At 72.6% G+C, this 23,455-nt stretch carries 20 protein-coding genes; 12 read left to right on the top strand and 8 right to left on the bottom strand.

The window, feature by feature from the left end:
* Positions 1 to 95 precede the first annotated feature (95 nt).
* Positions 96 to 2,150, top strand: a complete 2,055-nt coding sequence (locus tag AB0C01_RS04065) for a hypothetical protein (RefSeq protein WP_357570171.1) — start codon at positions 96 to 98, stop codon at positions 2,148 to 2,150.
* Between the two features lie 36 nt (positions 2,151 to 2,186).
* On the opposite strand, the gene AB0C01_RS04060 is transcribed toward AB0C01_RS04065, so the two are convergent.
* Positions 2,187 to 4,082: a hypothetical protein gene (locus AB0C01_RS04060; RefSeq protein WP_357570255.1), complete on the bottom strand. Its 1,896-nt coding sequence runs from the start codon at positions 4,080 to 4,082 to the stop codon at positions 2,187 to 2,189.
* Positions 4,083 to 4,192: 110 nt separating this feature from the next.
* Between AB0C01_RS04060 and AB0C01_RS04055 the strand changes: the two genes are divergently transcribed.
* From AB0C01_RS04055 to AB0C01_RS04020, 8 genes are all read left to right on the top strand, one after another.
* On the top strand, positions 4,193 to 5,467 hold the full coding sequence (locus AB0C01_RS04055) for a PQQ-binding-like beta-propeller repeat protein (RefSeq protein ID WP_357570170.1): 1,275 nt from the start codon (positions 4,193 to 4,195) through the stop codon (positions 5,465 to 5,467).
* Complete coding sequence (locus tag AB0C01_RS04050) at positions 5,464 to 6,747, top strand: PQQ-binding-like beta-propeller repeat protein (protein ID WP_357570169.1); 1,284 nt, start codon at positions 5,464 to 5,466, stop codon at positions 6,745 to 6,747. Before AB0C01_RS04055 ends, AB0C01_RS04050 begins: the two co-directional genes overlap by 4 nt.
* Entirely contained in the window at positions 6,744 to 8,033 is a 1,290-nt protein-coding gene (locus AB0C01_RS04045; protein ID WP_357570168.1) for a PQQ-binding-like beta-propeller repeat protein, read from the top strand. The genes AB0C01_RS04050 and AB0C01_RS04045 overlap by 4 nt, the downstream gene beginning before the upstream one ends.
* An 85-nt stretch (positions 8,034 to 8,118) precedes the next feature.
* Positions 8,119 to 8,787 (top strand): response regulator transcription factor, encoded by a 669-nt coding sequence (locus AB0C01_RS04040; RefSeq protein ID WP_357247659.1) that lies wholly within the window; start codon positions 8,119 to 8,121, stop codon positions 8,785 to 8,787.
* Entirely contained in the window at positions 8,784 to 9,959 is a 1,176-nt protein-coding gene (locus tag AB0C01_RS04035) for a HAMP domain-containing sensor histidine kinase (RefSeq protein WP_357570167.1), read from the top strand. The genes AB0C01_RS04040 and AB0C01_RS04035 overlap by 4 nt, the downstream gene beginning before the upstream one ends.
* A gap of 161 nt (positions 9,960 to 10,120) precedes the next feature.
* Positions 10,121 to 10,528: a VOC family protein gene (locus AB0C01_RS04030; protein WP_357570166.1), complete on the top strand. Its 408-nt coding sequence runs from the start codon at positions 10,121 to 10,123 to the stop codon at positions 10,526 to 10,528.
* The gene (locus tag AB0C01_RS04025; protein WP_357247667.1) at positions 10,525 to 10,944 is read left to right on the top strand and encodes a VOC family protein; all 420 of its coding nucleotides are present in this window, start codon (positions 10,525 to 10,527) and stop codon (positions 10,942 to 10,944) included. Before AB0C01_RS04030 ends, AB0C01_RS04025 begins: the two co-directional genes overlap by 4 nt.
* 115 nt (positions 10,945 to 11,059) lie before the next feature.
* Entirely contained in the window at positions 11,060 to 11,563 is a 504-nt protein-coding gene (locus AB0C01_RS04020; RefSeq protein WP_357247669.1) for a levansucrase, read from the top strand.
* A gap of 63 nt (positions 11,564 to 11,626) precedes the next feature.
* Here the strand turns inward: AB0C01_RS04020 and AB0C01_RS04015 are convergent, their stop codons facing one another.
* The 5 genes from AB0C01_RS04015 to AB0C01_RS03995 form a co-directional block, all read right to left on the bottom strand.
* Positions 11,627 to 12,523: a hypothetical protein gene (locus tag AB0C01_RS04015; protein ID WP_357247672.1), complete on the bottom strand. Its 897-nt coding sequence runs from the start codon at positions 12,521 to 12,523 to the stop codon at positions 11,627 to 11,629.
* A 171-nt stretch (positions 12,524 to 12,694) separates the two neighbouring features.
* A complete protein-coding gene (locus AB0C01_RS04010) occupies positions 12,695 to 14,755 on the bottom strand; it encodes a 3-hydroxyacyl-CoA dehydrogenase NAD-binding domain-containing protein (RefSeq protein WP_357247675.1) in 2,061 nt (686 codons plus the stop codon).
* A complete protein-coding gene (locus AB0C01_RS04005) occupies positions 14,752 to 15,948 on the bottom strand; it encodes a thiolase family protein (RefSeq protein ID WP_357247678.1) in 1,197 nt (398 codons plus the stop codon). Before AB0C01_RS04005 ends, AB0C01_RS04010 begins: the two co-directional genes overlap by 4 nt.
* A gap of 293 nt (positions 15,949 to 16,241) precedes the next feature.
* Positions 16,242 to 17,561 (bottom strand): ribonuclease D, encoded by a 1,320-nt coding sequence (locus tag AB0C01_RS04000; RefSeq protein WP_357247681.1) that lies wholly within the window; start codon positions 17,559 to 17,561, stop codon positions 16,242 to 16,244.
* Between the two features lie 231 nt (positions 17,562 to 17,792).
* Complete coding sequence (locus tag AB0C01_RS03995) at positions 17,793 to 18,365, bottom strand: DUF3000 domain-containing protein (protein WP_357247684.1); 573 nt, start codon at positions 18,363 to 18,365, stop codon at positions 17,793 to 17,795.
* A gap of 136 nt (positions 18,366 to 18,501) precedes the next feature.
* Between AB0C01_RS03995 and hemE the strand changes: the two genes are divergently transcribed.
* From hemE to hemQ, 3 genes are read left to right on the top strand one after another with little or no spacing between them, the layout of a single operon-like run.
* Entirely contained in the window at positions 18,502 to 19,599 is a 1,098-nt protein-coding gene (hemE, locus tag AB0C01_RS03990) for a uroporphyrinogen decarboxylase (protein ID WP_357378628.1), read from the top strand.
* Between the two features lie 6 nt (positions 19,600 to 19,605).
* Complete coding sequence (hemG, locus tag AB0C01_RS03985) at positions 19,606 to 21,015, top strand: protoporphyrinogen oxidase (protein WP_357570165.1); 1,410 nt, start codon at positions 19,606 to 19,608, stop codon at positions 21,013 to 21,015.
* Complete coding sequence (gene hemQ / locus AB0C01_RS03980) at positions 21,012 to 21,713, top strand: hydrogen peroxide-dependent heme synthase (RefSeq protein WP_357247692.1); 702 nt, start codon at positions 21,012 to 21,014, stop codon at positions 21,711 to 21,713. Before hemG ends, hemQ begins: the two co-directional genes overlap by 4 nt.
* Positions 21,714 to 21,770: 57 nt before the next feature.
* Here hemQ and AB0C01_RS03975 read toward each other — a convergent pair whose 3' ends face one another.
* Together AB0C01_RS03975 and AB0C01_RS03970 are read right to left on the bottom strand one after the other, a co-directional pair.
* Positions 21,771 to 22,880, bottom strand: a complete 1,110-nt coding sequence (locus tag AB0C01_RS03975) for a lytic polysaccharide monooxygenase (protein WP_357570164.1) — start codon at positions 22,878 to 22,880, stop codon at positions 21,771 to 21,773.
* Positions 22,881 to 22,997: 117 nt separating this feature from the next.
* Complete coding sequence (locus AB0C01_RS03970; protein ID WP_357570163.1) at positions 22,998 to 23,453, bottom strand: GNAT family N-acetyltransferase; 456 nt, start codon at positions 23,451 to 23,453, stop codon at positions 22,998 to 23,000.
* Positions 23,454 to 23,455: the final 2 nt, after the last annotated feature.

The raw sequence follows: 23,455 nt of genomic DNA, 5'->3' as shown, positions 1-23,455 counted from the left end.
GGTGCCGGACCTCAGGTGGTCGCCGCCGGACCACCTACAGTGGACGCCACCGGGGCTTTAGTGCGTTTTGGTTACTCCGGTAGACTCCGCCGACTGTGACGCCTGCCGAGTCCCGCGCCCTGCCCGCGCCGCACCCGGAGTCGGCAGCCGGCTCCGGCGAGATGGTGAGCTATCGCACTCCGGTCGGCCAGTTCGCCGGCCCCGCCGCGTTGACCAGCGCCTCCGCCGCGCCGGCCGAGGCGCGCGCGACCGCCCCCACCCGCACCACCCCCGCCGAGACCGCCGCGCCGGCTCCGGCTGAGGCGGCCGCGCCGCCGGCGGAGACCGTCGTGCCGGCGCCGGCGGAGACCGACGCGCCGGACGAGTCCGTGGAGAGCGCGGCGGCCGTACCGTCGCGGGCGTGGTGGCGTGGGTGGACGCGGCGCCGGCAGCACCTGGCGGTGGGCGGGCTGTTCCTGCTCGCCGCGCTCTGGGTGACCAGCCGGATCTGGCTCGACCCGTCCGGTCGGGTGGCCTCGCTCTACACCGGTGACCCGGCCCAGGTGCAGTTCTTCCTCGCCCACTCGGTACGCGTGGTGCTGCACGGCGAGTACCCGTTCTACACCGAGCAGTTCAACTACCCCGACGGCGTCAACCTGATGGCCAACACGGCCGTGCTGGCGCTGGGCATCCCGATGGTCCCGGTGACGCTGTTGTTCGGGCCGGCGGTCTCCTTCGTGGTGCTGGTGACGCTCGGCCTCGCCGGCACCGCCATGGCCTGGTACCTCATGCTCTCCCGCCACCTGGTGCGCACCCCGCTCGCGGCGGCGGCCGGCGGCTGGTTCTGCGGCTTCTCACCCGCGATGCTCTCGCACGCCAGTTGGCACCCGAACATCATCAGCCAGTTCCTGCTGCCGTTCATCATCTGGCGGGTGCTGGTGCTCACCCGCTCGACCCGGCCGGTCCGGGACGGCGCGCTGCTCGCCCTGCTGGTCGCGGTGCAGGCGTTCATCAACGAGGAGATCCTGCTCTTCACGGCGCTGGCGTGCGGCATCTTCCTGCTGGCGGTCCTCGTGCAGGAGCCAGCCCGCTGGCGGGCCGCCTGGCGGCCCCTGGGCGCCGGTGTGGTGACCTGCGCACTGCTGGCCGGGGCGCTGCTGGCGTACCCCCTGTACGTGCAGTTCGCCGGGCCGATGGCCTACCACGGGCTCAGCGACGCGGTGAAGGACTACGGCAACGACATCGCCGCCTTCTTCGCCCAGGGCTCGCCCACCCTCGGCGGCAACCAGCGCGCCAACATCAACCTCGCGCCGAACTACTCCGAGGAGAACGCCTTCTTCGGCTGGAGCCTGTCGCTGATCGCCATCGGCATCGTGGTCTGGCTGCGCCGGGAACTGATCGTCCGGGCGCTCGCGGCGACGGGCGTGCTCTTCGCCGTCCTCTCGCTCGGGGAGCGGGTCTCCTGGTGGGATCGGGAGCTGGTCACCGGGCCGTGGCAGTTGCTGGTCCAGCTGCCGCTGCTGGACGCGGTGGTGCCGACCCGGTTCGGTCTGATCACCAGCGTGGTGGTCGGTCTGCTGCTCGCGCTCGCCGTCGAACGGGCCTGGGCGTTGCGTCCCGCCGACCGGCGTACCGTGCGGACGCTCACCGCGGCGGGCCTGGCGTTCGCCCTGCTGCCGATCGCCCCGATGCCGCTGCGGATGGTCTCCCGGCCACCGGTGCCGGACTTCATCACCGCCGACCGTTGGCGGGCGTACGTCGGGCCCGACCAGACGCTGGTGCCGATCCCGGTGCCCAGCATGGGCAACACACACGGCATGCGCTGGGCGGCGGCCACCAACCTCGACTTCAAGATCCCCGGCGGTTACTTCCTCGCCCCCCGCAACGGCAACACCGGTGACGCCGGCCGGTTCGGCGGCCGACCCAGCGGGGTGGGCCAGATGCTGGAGGAGGTGGCGACGACCGGCCGTACGCCGAAGCTCGACGACCGGCAGCGTCGTCGATTCGCCGACGAGCTGCGGCACTGGCGGGCGGCGATCCTGGTGCTGCCGTTGCGACAGCAGAACGCCGAGCCGCTGCGGCGGACGGTCGAGGAGCTGGTTGGTCCGGGTCGCCAGGAGTTGGACGTCTGGGTCTGGGACGTGCGAGCGCTCACCGACCGCTCGGTCTGAGGACCACCGGAACGACGTCGGGACCAGGTCGACTGATCAACCCACCAGGGCGCGGACGTCCCAGACCCAGACGTCGTCGACCCGCTGCGGCGGCCCGATCAGGCCGGTGACCAGGTCGCGCAGCACCGCCTCGCGCGGATGCGCCCCGAGCACCACCACCGACGCCCGCCAGAACCGCAGGTCCTCGACGGCCTGGCGACGGTTCTCGTCGGTGAGCGCCGGCACCGCGTCCTTGTCCATGGTGGAGTAGATGAGGGTGCTGGTGGGCCGGTTCGGCGCGCCGAAGACCCCCTCACCCAGCTCGTTCGGGCCGATGAAGTAGCCGCCCGGGACGGGGAACTCCTGCCCGGTCAGGGCGCTCCAGCGCAGCGTCGGCAGGCCGTGTACGTTGCTCGGGATCGGCACCGGCACCAGGGTCCGGCCCGTCGGCACGTACGGTCGCCAGCCGCCCGCGGTGATGAAGTGCGGTGGCGGGTCGATCTGCTGGGCGGGCAGCGGCCGGGGCAGCAGCGGCAGCACGGCGAGGGTGACCGCCGCGTACCCCACCGGGCGCAGCCACCGACGGCGTGCCGCTACCGGCGCGGGAGCGGCCGGGTCGTCGGACGTCGCCGGGGTCGGCTCGTCGACGCGCTGGGCCGGCACCCGCGCGGGGTCGGCCACCGCGCGCCCCTGGCGGTGCGCGGCGTCCCAGGTCAACGCGAGCAGTACGCCCACCGCGGCGGCGACCACGAGCGTCAGCCGGGTCGGCATCATCATCTCGACAAGTGGCAGGTCGTCCGGCACGTACGACCACGGGCCACGCACGGTGGTCTCCACACCGTCGAAGCGCACCATCGGCCCGATCGCGGCCACGGTGAACACCACGATCAGCACCGCGACGATCCGGGTGGCCAGCGACCGACGCACGAGCAGCACCAGGGACACCAGCGAGAGCAGCACCAACGGCCAGCCGAACCAGGTGTTCTGCTCGGTCAGCCCGATCGTCTGCTCCACCGCCGGGTCACCGGCCCAGGTGTCCCTTGCGAAGGTGACGAAGGCCATCAGGTCCTCGCCCCAGTTGTGGAAGACGCCACCCTGCAGGCCCCGGTAGGACTGCGGGCCGTTGAACTGGAACCAGATCGGGTACGCCGCGAGCACCAGGGCCAGCCCGCCGGCAACCCCGAGCCCGGCCGCGAACGTGCCGGCGGCCGCCCAGGCGGCGCGCGGCCGCTGCACGACGTACGCCAGCACGACGACCAGGCAGGCCAGCGCGGTGAGCAGCAGCATCTCCTCGTTGATGAAGATCTGGTACGTCACCAGTGCGCCGAGCACCAGCCCGTTGCGCCGCCACCGGCCCGGCTCGCCGAGGCGCAGCACCCGCACCACGATCAGCGGCAACAGGAAGTTGGACACGAAGTTGGGCTGACCGTTGGCGTGGTGGATGATTCCCGGCGCGAAGCCGAGGAACGCGCCGCCGACGAAGGCCGCCGCCCGGGAGCGCACCAGGTGGCGGGAGAGCATCCAGTACCCGGTGCCGGCGGTGGCCGCCAGCGCCGCACCCAGATAGAGCGCGTACATCACCTGGGGGCCGAGCAGCAGGGTCAGCGGGGCCAGCGGCAGGGTCACCCCGAGCAGTGAGGTGTTGGCCATCATGTTCACGCCGTCCGGGGCGTTCTGCCGGGCCGTGAACAGCGGGTTCTCCAGGTGCCGCACCGAGTACGCGCCATGCGCGAACAACCACTCGAACCAGCTGTGGTCGGTGGGCAGGTGCGAGGAGACCCGGCCGGTGACGTCACCCCAGTAGTTGAGGCAGACGAAGACGCCCAGCAGCACATAGGCTCCGAGGGCCAACAGGTCGGCTCGGGCCGGGCGGCGACGAGACCGCCGTGTCGGCTCGACCTCGGCCGGGTCGGCGTCGGTAACGGGATTCAGCGAAGGGTCTACCACCGGCACAGCCACGACGCGCCATCGTACAGGCGCGGGTCCGTCGCTTTTGCCGGGCCGGTGCACTCACGGTCGGTTTGCCGGACGTCACTCGCCGGCCAGCACGGGGAGGATGGTCGTTGTCGATCATCGAGCTGGGTGAGATCGGGGACGAGTCGACCACCGGTCCGTCGGTCCGCCGGCCCCGCGCCGCCGGCCGCCCGTTGCGCGGCGCCGCCGTGCTGCTGCTCGCCCTGCTGCTGCCGGCCGGCGCGACACCGCAGCCGGAACGGACGATGACCGTGGTGCCGACGTCGCGGGCGGACATCGTCTTCCTCATCGCGGACGGTGTCATCGTCATCGACCCCCCGACCGCCGAACAGGACCGGCACCTGACCGCGTACACCCGGCCGGCACCGAACGGCGCCGGTGTGCGGTGGCGGGCACCGGTGCCCCGCGGCGACGACTACCTCGGCGTCCGAATCGAGCGAGGGCTGGTGCTGCTCACTGGGGTCGATGCCGAGGACGGGGTGATCGAGACCACCGCCTTCGACGCCGAGACGGGCCAGCAGCGGTGGCAGCGTCGTGGTTCCCCCGTACCGATCGCCGGCGGCGGGCTGCTGCTGACCGAGGTCCGCCAGAACGGGGTGGACGGGATGAGCGGGATCGACCCCGACACCGGTCGGGTTCTCTGGTCGGTGCCCCTGCTGTCGCCCTCCGGCCCCGGCTACCACGTGATCGACGGTCGGGTCGACAGGTTCGTGCTGGTGCAGCCCACCGGCGAGGTTCAGGTGCACGACGCCGACAGCGGCCGCCTGCTGCGCAGCGTGGACACGTTGCCCGGCGACCGATCGGTGTTCCAGCGGGTCCAGGTCGTCGACGATCTGCTGCTGCTTCTCACCCCCGGGGACGTCCCGATGGTGGTGGCCTACGAGTTGGCCGGGTTGGAGCAGCGGTGGACGGCGCAGGTGTCTCCGGTGTCCTTCGTGGTCGGTTGTGCCGACCTGCTCTGCGTGTCGGGGCAGGACGGCAGCCTCCGGGTCCTCGATCCGGCCACCGGCGTGGTGCGCTGGTCGGACCCGGGCAGGGAGTTGCTGGCCGACGTACGCGGCGGCCATCTGCTGATGGCCGGCTTCGGGCGGCAGTACGCGGTGCGCGACGCGGCGACCGGACGAACGCGCACCGAGCTGGGTGAGTGGGACCTGATGCAGGTGCTCCGGCTGGACGATCCGCTGGTCGGGCTGCGGCACGGCGACGACGGCCGGCTGGTCGTCGCCGCCCTGGACCTGCCGGCCGGCCAGGCGCGAATCCTCGACGTGCTGCCGGACATCGCGGGCAGTTGCCAGGCGTCGCTACCGATCCTGCTCTGCCAGCGTCTCGACGGCTCGACCGCGCTGTGGCGGTTGGGGCAGTGACCGACCCGGTGATCGACCTCGGTGAGCTCCGGGCCGGCCCGGAGCCGGATCCGCTGCCCCGCCCGCCCCGCGCGAACGGTCGACTGTTGCGCTCCGCGCTGGTCCTGCTGCTCGTGCTGGCCACGCTCGTCTCCGCCGCCGTGCCGCCACCCCGCCCGGCCTCGGTGACGTTGCCCGCGCAACTCGCCGCCGAGACGCTGCTAACCGCCGACCTGTTCGTGGTGCTCGACCCGGACCCGGAGCAGCCGACGCGGCGGCGGATGAGCGCCTTCCGGCTGCCCGACGGCGTGTTGCTCTGGCAGGCCGCAGTACCGGTGCAGGGCCGGAGTTGGGCGATCACGTCGGCGGGCGGGACCCTGCTGGTCACGGTCTACGAGGTGCTGTCGCCCGAGCAGGGCGTCCAGTCCCTGGCGTTCGACCGGGAGACCGGGGCGTACCGCTGGCAGCAGCCGGGCCACCCCACCCTGCTGGCCGACGGCGACGTGTTGCTGCTGTCCGGCGCGGACGACCAGCCGGTCACCCTGCGCGCGGTCGACAGGTGCTGCGGCACCGTGCGCTGGCAGCTGACCGACGCCGCCGAGTACGTCGGCCTCCGGCAGGACACCCGCGGATTGGACCGGATAGTGCTCCACTGGAGGACGGGACACACCGAGGTGCATGACGCGATCACCGGCGCGGAGCTGGCCCGTGCCGACCTGCGCCCACCCGAGGGCGGCTCGTACGAGTACGTGCAGGTGGTGAACGACCTCCTGCTGGCCAGCCAAGGGACGCCGACCACGATCACCGCGTACGGGCTGGACCGGCTGGAGCGGCGCTGGAGTACCATCGGCACCGATCGGATCGACGTCATCGAGGACTGCGGTCCCGTCCTGTGTTCGCAGCGACATCGCGCCGAGCTGTCGGGGGTCGATCCCGCGACCGGCCAGGTGCGGTGGCACAGCGACCGCTGGGGGTGGGTCCTGCCGTACGACGGACGGCTGGTGTCCGCGCCCGTCGCCGACCCTCCACAGCCGCTCGTCATACTCGATCCGACGACCGGCGAGAAGGTGGCCGAACTGGGCCGGTGGGAGCTGGCCATGGTCAACCTCGACGGCCCGCTGATCGGCACGCGTCCGCACCCGGACGGCGGGATGGTCGTCGCGGAGTTGGACGTCCGCGCCGGAGAGGCGCACGTACTGGACGTGTTTCCGGACGTCGCCGGCAACTGCCAGGCCACCGCCGGCCTCCTGCTCTGCCAGCTGGTGGACGGGTCGTACCGGCTGTTCCGGGTGTCCCGGTGAGCGGCTCGGTGATCGACCTCGGCGAGCTGCGGCACGGACCGGAGCTGGAGCCGGCGCCGTCGCCCCGCCCACCCCGCGCCAAAGGCCGGCCGCTGCGCTGCGCGCTGGCCCTGCTGCTGGCGCTGGCCACCCTCGCTGCCGCCGGGCCGCCGCCGCCGGGACGGACCGTGGTGACGGTGCCCGCCGAGGCGGGCGCCGACGTGCAGATCGACGGTGACCTGGTCCTGGTGATCAACCCGGTCACCGTCCAGGCGCCGCAGTGGCGGCTGGCCGCCTTCCGGCTGTCCGACGGCGAGCCGGTCTGGGACACCCCGCTGCCCGGGAAGGCCCGCTTCTGGGGAATCCAGCCGAAGGACGGTCTGCTGCTGCTCACCGGGTACGAGATCGGCGCGGACGCGCGGGACACCCTCACCGTGGCGCTGGACCGCGCGACCGGGGCGTACCGCTGGCAACAGCCGGGCGGCTCCTTCGAGCTGGCTGACGGCAACGTGCTGCTGCAGTCCGTCGGCGAGGACCAGCCGCTCAGCCTGCGCGTGGTCGACCCCTGCTGTGGCACGGTGCGCTGGCAGCTGAGCACCCCCACCGCCGGCGTCACCGCGCAGCCCGTCGGGGAGAAGGCGGACCGGCTGGTGCTCAGCGACGTGCGCGGACCGGTCGAGGTACGCGACGCGCTGACCGGGGCGGTGCGTGCTCGCGCCGACCTGCGGCCACCCGACGGCGGGCCACTCGGGTACGTGCAGGTGGAGAACGACCTGCTGCTGACCGCCGGCGGGCAACCGGGCGCGCTCACGGCGTACGGGCTGGACCGGCTGGACCGGCGCTGGAGCACGACGATCGGCGAGATCGATTTCGTGCAGGGCTGTGGCGCCGTCCTGTGTCTGGGCACCCGCTCCAGTGGGCTGTGGGGGGTCGACCCCGCGACCGGCGAGGTGCGCTGGCGCAGCGACCGCTGGGCGTGGGCCTGGCCGTCCGGCGGTCAGCTGGTGGCCAGCACGCGCAGCAGCGATCCGCTGGGGGACGTCTTCGTCGTCGACGTGCGGACCGGCCAGGAGGTGGCCAACCTGGGTCGGTGGGAGCTGTACCAGCTCGACAGCAGTGGTCGGCTGCTCGGCGTCCGCCCGCATCCCGACGGCGGGGTGCTGGTCGGGGAGTTGGACGTTTCCGCCGCCAAGTCGCGCGTCGCGGACCTGCTGCCGGACGCCACCGGGCGGTGCCAGGCGATCGTGGGCCACCTGCTCTGCGCTGGCACGGGCGGCCCGTACCAGATCTGGCGGTTGCGCGACTGATCACCGGCTGGCCCGGGCGGGCGGCGCGGGAGGATGGTTGCCGGCTGGCACTAGGTTGTCGGTGGTCAGCAGCGAGGAGGCCGGGATGCGGGTACTGGTGGTGGAGGACGAGCGCAACCTCGCCGACGCGATCGCGCGCGGGTTGCGCAAACGGGGGATGGCGGTCGACGTCGCGTACGACGGCGACGCCGGCCACGAGGCGGCGTTCGTCACCCGGTACGACGTGGTGGTGCTGGACCGCGACCTGCCCGGCGTGCACGGTGACCAGATCTGCGCGGATCTGGCCGCCTCCGGTGCGCTGACCCGGGTGCTGATGCTGACCGCGAGCGGCACGGTGGCCGACCGGGTGGAGGGATTGCAGCTCGGCGCGGACGACTACCTGTCCAAACCGTTCGCCTTCGACGAGTTGGTCGCCCGGGTGCAGGCGCTGGGCCGGCGGGCCACCCCGGCCGCGCCGCCGGTGCTCGAACTGGCCGACCTGGTGCTCGACCCGGCCCGCCGGGTGGCCACCCGCGCCGGGGTGCCGGTCGACCTGACCAACAAGGAGTTCGGGGTGCTCAGCGAGCTGCTCAAGGCCCGCGGCGCGGTGGTTTCCAGTGAGGAACTGCTGGAACGGGTCTGGGACGCGAACACCGACCCGTTCACCACGATCGTCCGCGTCACCGTGATGACGCTGCGCAAGAAGCTCGGTGACCCGCCGCTGATCGAGACCGTGGTGGGCGCGGGTTACCGCACGGCCGAGGTGGGCGCGTGAGCCGCCGGGTCCGGCCCACCCTGCGGTTGCGGCTGACCCTGCTCAACGGGGTGCTGCTGGTCGGCGCGGGGGCGATCCTGGTGCTGCTGGCCTGGCTGTTGGTCCGGGACGCGCTGCGCCCCACCGACGAGCTGTTGCCCGGCACGACGGTCCTGCTCTCCGACGGCGGGCGGATGGACGCCGCCGAGTGGCAGCGGCGCCTGGTCGACGCCGCGTCCGGGGAACTGCTGGCCAAGGGCCTGGTCGCGCTGTTGGCGATCAGCGTGGTCGGGGTGGCCGGCGCGTACGCGGTGGCGGGCCGGGCGCTGCGCCCACTGCACCAGGTCACCGCGACCGCGCAGCGCCTCGGCGAGGCCACCCTGGACCAGCGGATCGGCTACTCGGGCGCCGACGACGAGGTGGCCGAGTTGGCGAAGACGTTCGACGCCATGCTGGACCGGATCGCGTCGGCGTTCGAGGCGCAGAAGCGCTTCGTGGCGAACGCCTCGCACGAACTGCGTACTCCGCTGGCCGTGATGCGTACCGAGATCGACGTGACGCTCAGCGACGACGACGCGGATGCCGCGGAGTACCGCCGGATGGCGACGGTCGTCCGGGACGCGTCCGAGCGGGCCAACGGCCTGGTGGACGCGCTGCTGGTGTTGGCCCGCAGCGAGGCCCAGGCCGGGCGGCAACTGGGCCGGCGCACCGAGTGTGACCTCTCGGCGGGCACCGCGAACGCGTTGTCGGCGATGCGCCGCGAGGTGGAGCGGATCGGCCTGCGGGTGCAGACGTCGTTGAAGCCCGCGCCGGTCGTCGGTGACCCGGGGCTGCTGGACCGGTTGGCCGGCAACCTCATCGAGAACGCGGTTCGCTACAACCACCTGCACGGTCGGCTCTGGGTGCGCACCGGCACCGACGGCGAGCGGTCCTGGCTGGTCGTGGGCAACACCGGGTTCGAGGTGGACCAGGCCGACGTGCCGGGGCTGTTCGAGCCGTTCCGGCGCGGTGGCCGGGAACGCACCGGCGCCCGTGGCTCCGGCCTGGGGCTGTCCATCGTCCGGGCGGTCTGCACGGCGCACGGCGGCACGGTACGCGTCATCGCCCAGCCCGGCGGTGGCCTGGAGGTGACGGTCAGCCTGCCGTCGGCGGACGCCCCGGCGGTGAACGGCGCGGCGGTCACGACCGGCTGACCGGGGTTGCGCGCGGCGTTCGACCGGTGGCAAGATCACGCCGTCAGCTCGAGAAGCGAAGGGGGGTGCGTCGATGTCCACCAATCATGACTCCGCGCCCCGGGTCTGCGCCGGCTGACTCCCGGAAGCGGAGCGTCCCATCCCACACGGAGGGAACACCCGTGTATCCACGGATCCGCAACATCAGTTTTGACTGTCACGACACGTACGCCCTGGCGGGCTTCTGGGCCGCCGTGCTCGGGTACGCCCGGCACTCGGAGGACTTCCCGGGTGACCCGGAGGCGGCTCTGCTGCCGCCGGGCGAGACCACGCCGAACCTGTTCTTCCAAGAGGTGCCGGAGGACAAGGTGACCAAGAACCGGCTGCACATCTGCCTGGAACCGGTCGACCGGACCAGGGACGAGGAGGTCGAGCGGGTGCTCGGCCTCGGGGCCACCCTGGTCACCGACCGACGGCGCGCCGACGGTACGGGCTGGGCGGTGCTCGCCGACCCGGAGGGGAACGAGTTCTGCGTGGTCCGCAGCGCCGGGGAACGTGTCGCCACCACCACTGAGGAGGACCAGCTGTGAGTTCGACGATTCACAACATCAGCATCGACTGTCACGACACGTACGCCCTGGCCGGCTTCTGGGCGCAGGTCTTCGACTGCCCCCGGCATCCCGACGACTTCCCCGGCGACCCGGAGGCGATGCTCCTGCCGCCGGGCGGCCCGGAGGTGCTCTTTCTCGCCGTGCCCGAGGGCAAGACGGTGAAGAACCGCCTGCACCTGGACCTGCAACCCGCCGACCGCACCCGGGCCGAGGAGGTCGAGCGGCTGCTCGGCATCGGCGCGACGCTCGTCGCCGATCACGTCGGCCCGACCGGCGGGGGTTGGGTGGTGCTCGCCGACCCGGAGGGCAACGAGTTCTGCGTACTCGGCAACGCTGACGAGCGGGCGGCGGCAGCGGCGGCGCGGGCCGCGGCGGGAGACAACGAACCGGCCTGATCGCCGGCGTACGGTTCGGGGCCTCGGCCACCCTGCGGTGGCCGGGGCCGCGGAACCACTCCGCCGTGGTGTTGGATGAACGGCCACGGCAGTCGGATGAGGGATGTGTGGCCGGATGGACACGAAGACGACCGAGCCGGTGCGGCCGTACCTCACCGCGGCCGGGGAGCGGCTTCGGTCTGACCGCTGCGAGGTGTGGACCGAGAACTGGGGCGGCGTACCGGTGCTGATCGGTCACCGGGGCGACTTCCGGATGCGGTGGATGGCGACCAAGCTGCACCTGTTCACGGTCGCCGCACCGGCGACGCTTGTCACGGCGGACGCCCTGCAGAGGTTCACCGCCACGGCGATGGACTACGTGTTGGCCCGCAAGGGGCAGCTGCGTGGCCTTCAGACCGGCGTGGCGGTGTTTCCCGCCCTGGTCGGTGTCCAGGTCGATCCGGCGGCCTCGGCGTGGGCGCAGGGGGGCCAGCAGGTGAAGTTCGCCGCGGTGGCCCGACCGGTGGCGGTGGAGGTCGGCAGTGGCACGGCCAGCGCCTACCGCGGCAACCCGGTGCTCGGCTTCATCTACGCGGCCCACCTGCGGAACAAGCTGAACACGTACTTCCCGGTGGTCTGAGCCGGAGTACGGCACGGGGCCTCGGCCACCCTGAGGTGGGCGAGGCCCCGGTCGTCGCACGGCTCAGGAGCGCTGCTCGATCTGGCCCCGGATGGTGACGAACTCGGCCTCCACCTGCTTGGCGGTCTTGAAGTAGACCACCACCATGCCCACGCTGCCCCGGTCGGCCCAGACGCAGACGCCCAACGGGATGTTCCCGGCGGCCTTGCCATCGCCGCACTTCGCGTCGCCGCCGAGCGGGCCGGCCTCGACCGCGGCCATGTTGGTCACGGTCAGTTCGGTGGTGAGCCCGTTGACGGCGTCGTCCAGTTCCTTCTTCGGGTCCGTCATCAGACCGGACACCGCGGCGATCATGACGATGTCCTGCTTGGTCGGGTCGCCGTAGAACGCACCGACCGTGCTGGTCTCGTTCTGCACCTCGGCCTTCATCTTGGTGACCAGATCGTCGGCGGCCGCCTGGAGCTGCGGGTCGGTGAGCTTCGGCCGGCCGGCGAGGGTCGCCGGCGCGACCACCCGGGTCTTGGTGGCGTCGACGACGTCGCCGACGTCCTTCCGGATCGCGAACCAGGTGATCGCCGCCCCGCCCAGGCAGAGCACCAGCACCACCGCCAGCACGATGAGCACGATCTTGCCGACGTTCGACTTCTTCGCCGGGGGCGGGCCGCCGGGCAGGTACGGCTGACCCGGCTGCGCGGGTGGGAACCCCTGCTGCTGCGGAGGCGGCCACCCACCGGGCTGCTGCGGCTGACCCGGGTACTGCTGCTGGCCCGGCTGCTGGGGCCACCCACCGGGCTGCCCCGGCTGGCTCGGCTGCTGCGGCCACCCACCGGGCTGGCCCGGCTGCTGCGGCCACCCACCGGGCTGCTGCGCCTGGCCCGGGTACTGCGGCTGCCCCGGCTGCTGGGGCTGGTTGGCGGGATCGTGCGGCGGGCCGTACGGGTTGGCCGGCGGCTGAGACATCAGTTGGCTCCAAGTCAGGGGGTGCGAAGCGCGTGATCCTAACCCGGTGCGGCAACCGGCGATGCCCCCGCGTCGGCCCCCCTCGGGCAACCGGCTGATCACAAACGGTCGCGGTGGTCGGCCGTCCACGAGGGACGGTCCGACCACCGCGACGGTGACGCGGTGGACTCGTCAGGCGGGCAGGCTCGCCGCCCCGTGCGGCAGGAACCGCTGACCGGTGACCCGCTCGGAGGTGCCGGTCCGATCCAGGTACGGCGTGACGCCACCCAGGTGGAACGGCCACCCGGCGCCCAGGATCATGCACAGGTCGATGTCCTGCGCCTCGGCGACCACGCCCTCGTCCAGCATCAGCCGGATCTCCTGCGCGAGCGCGTCGAGCGCGTTCTGGCGTACCTGCTCGGCGGTCAGCGGCTGGTCACCGACGACGAGCAGCTTGGCCACCTCGTCGTTGACCTGGTCGTCGACCACGATCGGCTGACCGGAGTCGGCGATCCGCCTGAGGTTCTCGCTGACCCCGAACCGGTCCGGGTACGCCGCGTGCAGGGTGCCGCCCACGTGGTACGCGACGGCCGGTCCGACGAGCTGGAGCAGGGCGAGCGGGCGCATCGGCAGGCCCAGCGGGTCCAGTGCGCTGTTCGCCACGTCCAGCGGGGTGCCGGCGTCGACGGCGGCGAAGACGGTGCCCAGGAAGCGGGTGAGCAGCCGGTTCACCACGAACGCCGGAGCGTCCTTGACCAGCACGCTCGACTTCTTGAGCTGCTTGCCGACCGCGAACGCGGTGGCCAGGGTGGTGTCGTCGGTGCGCTCACCCCGGACGATCTCCAGCAGCGGCAGCACCGCCACCGGGTTGAAGAAGTGGAAGCCGACCACCCGCTCCGGGTGCTCCAGGTCGGCGGCCATCTCGGTGATCGACAGCGAGCTGGTGTTGGTGGCGAGCACCGCCTCCGGGGAGACGATCTTCTCCAGCTCGGCCCAGACCTGCTTCTTGACGCCCAGGTCCTCGAAGACCGCCTCGATGACGAAGTCGGCGTCGGCGAAGGCGCTCTTGTCGACAGTGCCGCTGACCAGCCCGTACAGCTTGGCGGCGGTGCCCTTGTCCATCCGGCCCTTGACGACGGCCTTCTCGATCTGGCTGTGCACGTAGCCGACGCCCTTGTCCACCCGGGACTGGTCCAGGTCGCTCATGACGACCGGCACCTGGAGGCGGCGGGCGAACAGCAGCGCCAACTGGCTGGCCATCAGGCCGGCGCCGACGATGCCGACCTTGGTGATCGTGCGGGCCAGTCCCTTGTCCGGTGCCCCGGCCGGCCGCTTGGCCCGCCGCTGCACCAGGTCGAAGGCGTACAGGCCGCTGCGCAACTCCTCGGAGAAAACCAGGTCCGCGAGGGCCTCGTCCTCGGCGGCGGTGCCGGCGGCGAAGTCGCCGTCCTTCGCCGTCTCCAGCAGGTCGAGGGCCTTGTACGCGGCCGGGACCGCGCCGTGCAGCCGCTGGTTCAGCGTCTCGCGGGCGAAGTAGAGCACGCCCGCCCACATGTCCTTGTCGACCTCGGGCCGGGTCACGGTGACCTGACCCCGGACCACGCCGGCGGCCCACTCCAGGGAACGCTCCAGGAAGTCCGCCGGCTCCAGCAGGATGTCCGCGATGCCCAGCTCGGCGGCCTGCTTCGGCTTGAGCATCTTGTTCTGCATCAGCGGGTTCTGGATGATCACCTGGGTCGCGGCGGGGATGCCGATCAGGTTCGGCAGCAGTTGGGTGCCGCCCCAGCCGGGCACCAGACCGAGGGAGACCTCGGGCAGCGCGAGGGCCGCCGCGCCGCCGGACAGCGTCCGGTAGTGGCAGTGCAGCGCCAACTCCAGCCCGCCGCCCATCGCCGCCCCGTTGACGAACGCGAAGGTGGGGACCGTGCTGTCCTTGAGTCGGGCGAAGACCCGGTGACCGAGCCGGCCGATCTCCAGCGCCTGCGCGCGGTCGGCGAGTTGCGGCAGGCCGACGATGTCCGCGCCCACACAGAAGATGTACGGCTTGCCGGTGACCGCGATGAACGCCGGGTCGGCGGCGAGCGCGGCGGTGATCGCCTCGTCCAGGCTGGCCAACCCACCCGGACCGAACGTGTTCGGCTTGGTGTGGTCGAGCCCGTTGTCCAACGTGATCAGGGCGGCGGGCCGGTCCAGCCCCGGTACGTTCACCTGCCGCAGCAGCGCCCGGGTGACGACCTCGTTCGGTGTCTTCACTTGTTGCCACCCTCCCAGTGCGGGTTCTCCCAGATGACCGTGCCGCCCATGCCGATGCCGATGCACATCGCGGTGAGGCCGTACCGGACCTCGGGGTGCTCGGCGAACTGGCGGGCCAGCTGCGTCATCAGCCGTACGCCCGACGAGGCGAGGGGGTGGCCGATGGCGATCGCGCCGCCCCACGGGTTGACCCGCGCGTCGTCGTCGGCGATGCCGAAGTGGTCGAGGAAGGCGAGCACCTGCACGGCGAACGCCTCGTTCAGCTCGAACAGGCCGATGTCGTCGATGCTGAGCCCGGCGAGACGCAGCGCCTTCTCCGTCGACGGGATCGGGCCGACGCCCATCACCTCCGGCTCCACGCCGACGAAACCGAACGACACCAGCCGCATGGCGACCGGCAGGCCCAGCTCGCGGGCGGTGGCCTCGTCGGCGAGCAGGCTCGCGGTGGCGCCGTCGTTCAGGCCGGCCGCGTTGCCCGCGGTGACCTTGCCGTGCGGGCGGAACGGGGTCTTCAGGGTGGCGAGCTTCTCCAGCGACGTGTCCCGCGGGGCCTCGTCCACCGTCGCCAGGCCCCAGCCACCCTCCTCGTCGCGGATGGACATCGGCACCAGGTCGTCCTGGAGCTTGCCGTTGGCGTACGCCTTCGCGGTCTTCTGCTGCGAGGCGAGCGCGAACGCGTCGGTGCGTGCCTTGGTGATGTGCGGGACCAGGTCGTGCAGGTTCTCCGCGGTGGCGCCCATGACCAGCGCGGACGGGTCGACCAGCTTCTCCGCGATGATGCGCGGGTTGGGGTCGACGCCCTCGCCCATCGGGTGGTGTCCCATGTGCTCGACGCCGCCGGCGATGGCGACGTCGTACGCGCCCATGGCGATGCCGCTGGCCACGGTGGTCACCGCGGTCATGGCGCCGGCGCACATCCGGTCGATGGCGAAGCCGGGAACGGTCTTGGGCAGACCGGCCAGCAGGGCGGCGGTACGGCCGATGGTGAGGCCCTGGTCGCCGATCTGGGTGGTGGCCGCGATGGCGACCTCCTCGACCCGCTCCGGGGGCAGCTGCGGATTGCGGCGCAGCAGTTCACGGATGCAGCGGATCACCAGGTCGTCGGCGCGGGTGTTGGCGTACATGCCACCCGCCTTGCCGAACGGGGTACGGACACCGTCGACAAAGACGACATCCCGAACTTCACGGGGCACTTGAGCCTCCTATTCGACCATGATTCGGCCTTCGGCCATGCGGCACGCCGGACCGGACAAGGGTCGCCGACACGGGCACGTTCCCCCGAATGCTACTCGCCAGTAACCACCGTGGTACCACGTCCCCCTGTGGCCCACCCCACACCCGGCCCCACCCACCCCACTCCGGCCCCCACCCGCCCCACTCCCCGGTCGATCACGGAGTTGTTGTCACGACACGCCGGTCGCGGTGGCAACAACTCCATGATCAACCGCAGGGGGCGGGTGATGGGTGGGTGGGATTGGGGCGGGGGTTAGGGGGTGGGGTTTAGGGCTTCGGTTAGGTCGGGGTTCAGGAGGCCGATCTGCCATTCGCGGGCGTTGAGGCCGCGCAGGGTCTCCGCGACCGTCTCCTCGGTGAGGTCCTCCGGCGGCGTCCAGGCCAGCCGGCGCACCGAATCCGGGGTGATCAGGTTCTCCGGCGGCAGGTTGTGCTCACCGGCGACGCGGATCACCACCTCCCGGCAACGGGCGAGCCGACCAGCCGCCACCGGATCCCGTTCGGCCCAGCGGTGCGGCGGGGGTGGACCCTCCACGGTCGGGGAGACCGGCAACGAGTCGTCCGGCAACTGCCGGGCGTCGTCGAGAGCGGCGAGCCAGGTGCGGGCCAACCGACGGACCGACCGACCGCCGAAACCGGGCAGGGTCAGCAGGGTCTTCTCGTCCTTCGGGTCCAACTCGGCGGCGGCGATGATCGCCGAGTCGGGCAACACCCGACCGGGCGCGGCGTCCCGCCGGGAAGCGATCTGGTCCCGGGCGTACCACATCGAGCGGACGCGAGCCTGCGCCCGCGCCCCGCGCAGCCGGTGGATGCCGGAGGTACGCCGCCAGGGCTCCGCCCGGACCCGCGGCGGGCGCGCCCCGGTGCGGACCAGCGCGGCGAACTCCTCCGCGGCCCAGGCCGACTTGCCCTGTCGGGTCAGCTCGGCGTCGAGCGCGTCGCGCAGGTCGGTGAGCAGTTCCACGTCGAGAGCCGCGTACGTCAGCCACGACTCGGGCAGCGGTCGGCTCGACCAGTCGGCGGCCGAGTGGTGCTTCTCCAGGGTGAACCCGAGCAGCTGCTCGGTCAGCGCGGCCAGCCCGACGCGCTCGAACCCGGCCAGCCGAGCTGCCAGCTCGGTGTCGAACAGTCGGCGCGGGCGCAGCCCCACCTCGGCCAGGCAGGGCAGATCCTGGCTGGCCGCGTGGAGCACCCACTCGGCATCCCCGATCGCCGCGTCCAGCGCACTGAGGTCCGGCAGGGGCAGCGGGTCGATCAGCGCCGTACCCGCGCCGGCCCGGCGCAGTTGCACCAGATACGCGCGCTGGCTGTAGCGGTAGCCGGAGGCGCGCTCGGCGTCCAGGGCGACGGGGCCGCTGCCCGCCGCGAAGCGGGCCACGACCTCGGCGAGCTCGGCCGGGGCGGCCACCGGATCGGGGGTGCCGTCACGCGGGGCGATCAGCGGAACGGGCCCACCGTCGGTCGGGTCGACCCTGTCGTCCGCCGGCTGCGGCTGGGCCGACGGCGGGTGCTGGGGTGCGTTTCCCGGGAGTTCTTCGGCGGGCCGACGGCGCTGGGGTGGTTCGTCGGTCACCTGCCAACCCTAGTGCGCGCGGTGAACCGGCGGGTGCAGCCGGTCCGGCGTGTGTCGATCAGGTGTCCGCGAGGTGTCCCGGCCAACTGCCCGCACCCCGTCGATCATGGACCTGTGGTGCCTCACAAATGCCGCGCACGGCAGTATTTCGCCCACCCCAACTCCATGATCGACGCGGAAGGGGGCGGGGCGCGGGGCGGGACGGGCGCGGGAGGGGATGGACCGGTTGGGTCAGGCCGCGCCGGCCGACCGGCGATCGGCCAGGGCGGTGACCCCCGGTGGTGGCAGACCGGCCGTGGAGGCGAGCAACGCACACCAGCCGAGCAGGTGCGGCGTCAGCTCGTCGTCGACAGGCGTCCAGGAGGCGCGGATCTCGATGTCGCCCACGGTCGGCGGGCCGGCGAGGTCACCGAACCGGGTCGACATGGTCTGCGTCACCGTGCCGCCGATCGCCCGGTGGCCGGCGTCCTGGGCGTCCAACGCGTCGGTCAGCCACGTCCAGCCGACCCCGGGCAGCAGCGGGTCGGCGGCCAGGTCGACCTCCAACTCGGCGGTCACGTAGGTGACCAACCGCAGGGTGCCCTGCCACGCCTCGTGGCCGACCGGATCGTGCAGCAGGATCAACCGGCCGGTCGCCACCTCGTCGCCGTCGCGCAGGACGGTCGCGGAGAGCGCGAACGTGTACGGGGCCAACCGCTGGGGGGCCCCGACCTCCTCCAGCGTGATCTCCGGCCGGGGGGTCGCCGATCGCAGCCCGGCGACCGCGCGGGCGAACGTCTCCGGGAGCGCGATCGGGGGGGCCATGTCGGCAGCCTATGCCGCCGTCGGCCCCCGGCTCCGACGGCGCGCCGACACCCGTGCGCCGCCGGAGGCCCACGGAAGTCACTCTTCCTTTCACCCCAGGTGGGACGGGGGTGGTGGGCGTGGCACGATTGCGGCGATGACCACGGACACCACGGGCACTGTCGCCCGAGACGGAGAACCCCGCCCCGGCGGACCAGCCGACTCGCCCTTCGTCAGGGCCTGCCGGCGACGGCCCGGCCCGCACACCCCGGTCTGGTTCATGCGCCAGGCCGGCCGCTCGCTGCCGGAATACCGGGAGATCCGGGCGACCGTGCCGATGCTGGAGTCCTGCCGTCGCCCGGAGTTGGTCACCGAGATCACGCTCCAGCCGGTGCGCCGGCACGGAGTGGACGCGGCGATCCTGTTCAGCGACATCGTGGTGCCGGTCGCGGCGGCCGGTGTCGATCTGGACATCGTGCCGGGCACCGGTCCGGTGGTCGCCGAGCCGGTCCGCACCCTCGCCGACGTCGAGCGGATCCGCCCCATCACCCGCGACGACGTCCCGTACGTGGACGAGGCCGTCCGGCAGTTGGTGGTCGAGCTGGGCGACACCCCGCTCATCGGTTTCGCCGGCGCGCCGTTCACCCTGGCCAGCTACCTGGTCGAGGGTGGGCCGTCGCGGACCCACGCGAAGACCAAGGCCCTGATGTACGGCAACCCGGAGCTGTGGCACGCGCTGTGCGGCCGGCTGTCCGAGGTGACGCTCGCCTTCCTGCGGGTGCAGATCGAGGCGGGTGTGTCCGCCGTGCAGTTGTTCGACTCCTGGGCGGGCGCGCTGTCCGAGGCCGACTACCGCCGCTACGTGCTGCCGCACTCCACCGCCGTGCTGAGCGGGCTGGTCGACTCCGGGGTGCCGCGGATCCACTTCGGGGTGGGCACCGCCGAGCTGCTCGGCGCGATGGGCGAGGCCGGCGCGGACGTGGTCGGCGTCGACTGGCGTACCCCGCTGGACGTGGCCACTCAGCGGATCGGCCCGGACCGGGCGGTGCAGGGCAACCTGGACCCGTGCGTGCTGTTCGCACCGTGGCCGGTGGTGGAGGCCGAGGTGCGTCGCATCCTGGAGCAGGGCCGGGCGGCCCCCGGGCACGTGTTCAACCTTGGCCACGGTGTGCTGCCGGAGACCGACCCGGAGGTGTTGACCCGGGTGGTCGCGCTGGTGCACGAGCTGTCCAGCCGCCGGGCCGACCAGGGCTGAGCGGGCATGCGGCAGCCCTGGCGGGTGGCGGTGGTCGGCGGCGGGATCGCCGGCCTGGCGGCCGCGGTCCGCCTGCGCGACCACGCACCGGCCGGCACCGAGATCACGGTGTACGAGCAGTCCGGCGCGCTGGGCGGCAAGCTGCGGACCGGGGAGTTGGCCGGCCAGCCGGTGGAGTTCGGGGCCGAGTCGTTCCTGATGCGTGACCCGACCGGGGCGGAGTCCGCCGCGGTGACCCTGATCCGGCGGCTCGGGTTGGCCGATCGGATCGTGCACCCCACGGTGGGGCAGGCCGCGCTGGTCGTCGACGGTGGGCTGCGCCCCATCCCGGGCGGCACCCTGGTGGGCGTACCCGGGGATCTGGACCGGGTGACCTCGGTCGCCCGCCCGGCGGCGGACGCTGACACCGACGACGGGCGGCCGCTGGTCGGGCCGGACGCGGACGTCTCGGTGGGCGCGCTGGTCCGGTCCCGCTTCGGCGACGAGGTGGTCGAGCGGCTGGTCGACCCGATGCTGGGCGGCGTGTACGCGGGCCGCGCCGACGATCTCTCCCTGGTCACGACGATGCCGGCGCTGGCCCGCACGGCCCGGGTGGAGCACACCCTGACCGGTGCGGTCCGGGCCGCGCAGGCCGCCGCGCCGCGCGCCCCCGGCGCTCCGATCTTCGGCACCCTGGTGGGTGGGCTCAGCACCCTGGTCGAGGCGGCGGTGTCGGCCAGCGGCGCGACGGTACGGCGGGACGCCGCCGTCCGCGAGGTGACCCCGACCGGCACGGGTTGGCGGCTCACCGTCGGCCCGACGCGCGATCCCGCGCTCGTCGACGTGGACGCCGTGGTGCTGGCGGTGCCGGCGCGACCGGCGGCCCGGCTGCTCGCGGGTCCGGCCCCGGTGGCCGCGAAGGGTGTCGGCGAGTTGGACTACGCGAGCGTCGCGTTGGTCACGCTGGCGCTGCCGCAACCGCAGCTGCCCGAGCTGTCCGGTTTCCTGGTGCCCAGCACCGAAGGGCTGCTGATCAAGGCGGCGACCTTCTTCACCACCAAGTGGGGGCACCTGCGCCGGCCGGACGGCCTGGCGTTGGTGCGGGCGTCGGTGGGCCGCTACGGCGAGGAGGCGCACCTTCAGCGCCCCGACGCGGACCTGGCGACCACCGTGCACCGAGAGCTCTCGGCGGTGCTCGGCACCCCGTTGCCCGCCCCGGTCGACGGGCACGTGCAGCGGTGGGGCGGTGCGCTGCCGCAGTACGCGCCGGGGCACGCCGACCGGGTCGCCGCGGCACGCGCGGCGTTGCGCGCCGCGTACCCCACCCTGGTCCTCGCCGGCGCTGGTTACGACGGCGTCGGCATTCCGGTCTGCGTCCGCTCCGGCGAGACGGCGGCCGACGAGATCATCACAGCACTGGGAGGATCGGCGACATGACCGAGCAGACCAACGCGGCCCGCCTGCGGGAGCTCAACGACAGCATCCGCTACACCATGTGGTCGGTGTTCCGGGCCAGCGCCCCGCTGCCGTCGCTGCGGGACAACGTCACCGGCGAGGTCGTGGCCCTCTTCGACGAGTTGGCCGGCAAGGACGTGGTGGTCCGCGGCGTGTACGACGTCGCCGGTCTGCGCGCCGACGCGGACGTGATGATCTGGTGGCACTCCGCGTCCCCCGACGCGCTCCAGGACGCGTACCTGCGGTTCCGTCGCACCACGCTGGGGCGGTCGCTGACCCCGGTCTGGTCGCAGATGGCGCTGCACCGGCCGGCCGAGTTCAACAAGAGCCACATCCCGGCGTTCCTGGCCGGCGAGGAGGCCCGCCCCTACATCTGCGTGTACCCGTTCGTCCGCTCCTACGAGTGGTACCTGCTGCCCGACGCCGAGCGGCGCGAGATGCTGGCCGAGCACGGCAAGATGGCGCGCGGCTACCCGGACGTCCGCGCCAACACGGTGGCCTCGTTCGCGTTGGGTGACTACGAGTGGATGCTCGCCTTCGAGGCCGACGAGCTGCACCGGATCGTGGACCTGATGCGGGACCTGCGCGCGTCCGGCGCCCGCCGGCACGTCCGCGAAGAGGTCCCGTTCTACACCGGTCGCCGCCGCTCGGTCGCCGAGATCGTCAACTGCCTGGTCTGACCCCGGTTACCGCCGGCCGGTGCCGCACCCCCGCCCGGGTGCGGCACCGGACGGAGGTCAACTGGTCGACGTGCAGGAGACCAGCGGAACCGGGTTGCTGCCGTTCCACGAGCCGAGGAAACCGAACGTGGTGCTCGCGCCGGCGGCGAGGGTGCCGTTGTGGTTGGCGTTGCGTGCGGTGACCAGCGAGCCGTTGGTGCTGACCGTCGCGTTCCACGACGAGGTGACCTGCTGGCCGTTGTTGTAGTTCCAGCTCACCGACCAACCTTTGGTGGGTGATCCGCCCGCGCTCACCTTCACCTCGGCCTGGAAGCCACCGGACCACTGGCCGGTGACCTGGTACGTCGCCGTGCAGGCCCCAGCCGGCGGCGGGGTGCTCGGCGGCGGGGTGGTGGGCGGCGGCGTGGTGGGCGGAGGCGTGGTGGGCGGCGGGGTCGTCGGCGGCGGCGTGGTCGGCGGCGGAGTCGTGCCCCCGAAGGTGACGTCGCTGCACAGGTAGTACGACTGGTCGAAGTGGCTGGCCTGCCAGACGGTGTAGACGATGTGCCGTCCGGTGCGCCCGGCCGCGTTCACCGGGATCTGGATGGAGACACCGCCGGTGTCCGGGTTCCACTGCGAGGCCGGAGTGTTGCCGATCTGACCGGCCAACTCCAGGTCGTCCCAGCCGAGCGGCTCGGTGAGCGCGTCGAAGCCCTGCTTGGTCACGTACACCCGGATGTAGTCGGCGCCGTGACTGGCCCCGTCGAAGAAGCGGAGCCGGAAGTTGTTCGACACCGCGGTGGTCTTCCACGCGCCGATGGTGTCCAGCGCGTTGTAGCGACCGTTCTGGGTGCGCCCGCCGCTGCACAACTGGCCGTTGGGGACGGCGGCCTGGTGGTTGCCGCCCACACCCTCGCGGAACAGGCCGTTCCAGTTCCACATGGCCTGCGGGTCGGCCTGCCAGGCCTGCCAGCACATCGGGTCTTCGGTGGCCATCCGGGGGTTCTGGAACTCGGCGCCCCACCGTTGCCAACAGCTGTAGCTACGCGAGGCCGGGTCGACGACCGTCCCGTGCGCGGCGGCGGGCTCGGCCCGCATGGTGTTCAGAGCGGTCGTCAACAGGAGCGTGCTGGTCGCCGCGATGGCTAACAACCAGAGCACGCGTCGTGATCGGGTGAGAGTGGACATGGAGCCCCCGGGGGAGAAGGTCGGACGACGACACCCGGATCGGCGGGAGTTGCCCACTCCCGCGCCTAATCGCTGGCTCCCGCGACGGCTCTATCCGGAACCATGCCAGCTCGATCGTCAGCCGTCAATGACGTCGCGTCGCATCGGGGTGTGCGGGATGCCGTCCTCGACGTACTCCGGGCCGCTGACCGCGAAGCCGTGCCGGGTGTAGAACGCGACCAGGTGCGACTGGGCGTCCAGCACGCAGGGCCGGTTGCCCACCACGTCCAGCGCCGCGCTCATCAGCCGGCCGGCGTGCCCGCCGCCGCGCGCCTGCGGGGCGACCACCACCCGACCGATCCGGGCGGTGCCGTCCGGGTCGGCCAGGACCCGCAGGTACGCCAGCGGCGCGCCGCCGTCGGTCAGCCAGACGTGCCGGGTGCCCGGCTCGACGTCGCGCCCGTCCAACTCCGGGTAGGGGCAGCGCTGTTCCACCACGAAGACGTCGACGCGCAGCTTGAGCAGGTCATGGAAGGTGCGGGCGTTCAGGTCGGCGAAGGACGCCGTCCGGATCTCCGTGGTCTGCGAGGGCATCC

Origin of the sequence: Micromonospora sp. NPDC048905 (assembly GCF_040649655.1) — a bacterium.
Lineage (GTDB): Bacteria > Actinomycetota > Actinomycetes > Mycobacteriales > Micromonosporaceae > Micromonospora.
This window is presented reverse-complemented; position numbering and strand designations above follow the sequence as displayed.

Bases quoted from the DNA above. Each gene is read 5' to 3' on its own strand.
- AB0C01_RS03975 (WP_357570164.1), bottom strand. From the start codon at position 22,880: ATGTCCACTCTCACCCGATCACGACGCGTGCTCTGGTTGTTAGCCATC.
- AB0C01_RS04015 (WP_357247672.1), bottom strand. From the start codon at position 12,523: ATGTCTCAGCCGCCGGCCAACCCGTACGGCCCGCCGCACGATCCCGCC.
- AB0C01_RS04040 (WP_357247659.1), top strand. From the start codon at position 8,119: ATGCGGGTACTGGTGGTGGAGGACGAGCGCAACCTCGCCGACGCGATC.
- hemE (WP_357378628.1), top strand. From the start codon at position 18,502: ATGACCACGGACACCACGGGCACTGTCGCCCGAGACGGAGAACCCCGC.
- AB0C01_RS03970 (WP_357570163.1), bottom strand. From the start codon at position 23,453: ATGCCCTCGCAGACCACGGAGATCCGGACGGCGTCCTTCGCCGACCTG.
- hemG (WP_357570165.1), top strand. From the start codon at position 19,606: ATGCGGCAGCCCTGGCGGGTGGCGGTGGTCGGCGGCGGGATCGCCGGC.
- hemQ (WP_357247692.1), top strand. From the start codon at position 21,012: ATGACCGAGCAGACCAACGCGGCCCGCCTGCGGGAGCTCAACGACAGC.
- AB0C01_RS04020 (WP_357247669.1), top strand. From the start codon at position 11,060: ATGGACACGAAGACGACCGAGCCGGTGCGGCCGTACCTCACCGCGGCC.
- AB0C01_RS03995 (WP_357247684.1), bottom strand. From the start codon at position 18,365: ATGGCCCCCCCGATCGCGCTCCCGGAGACGTTCGCCCGCGCGGTCGCC.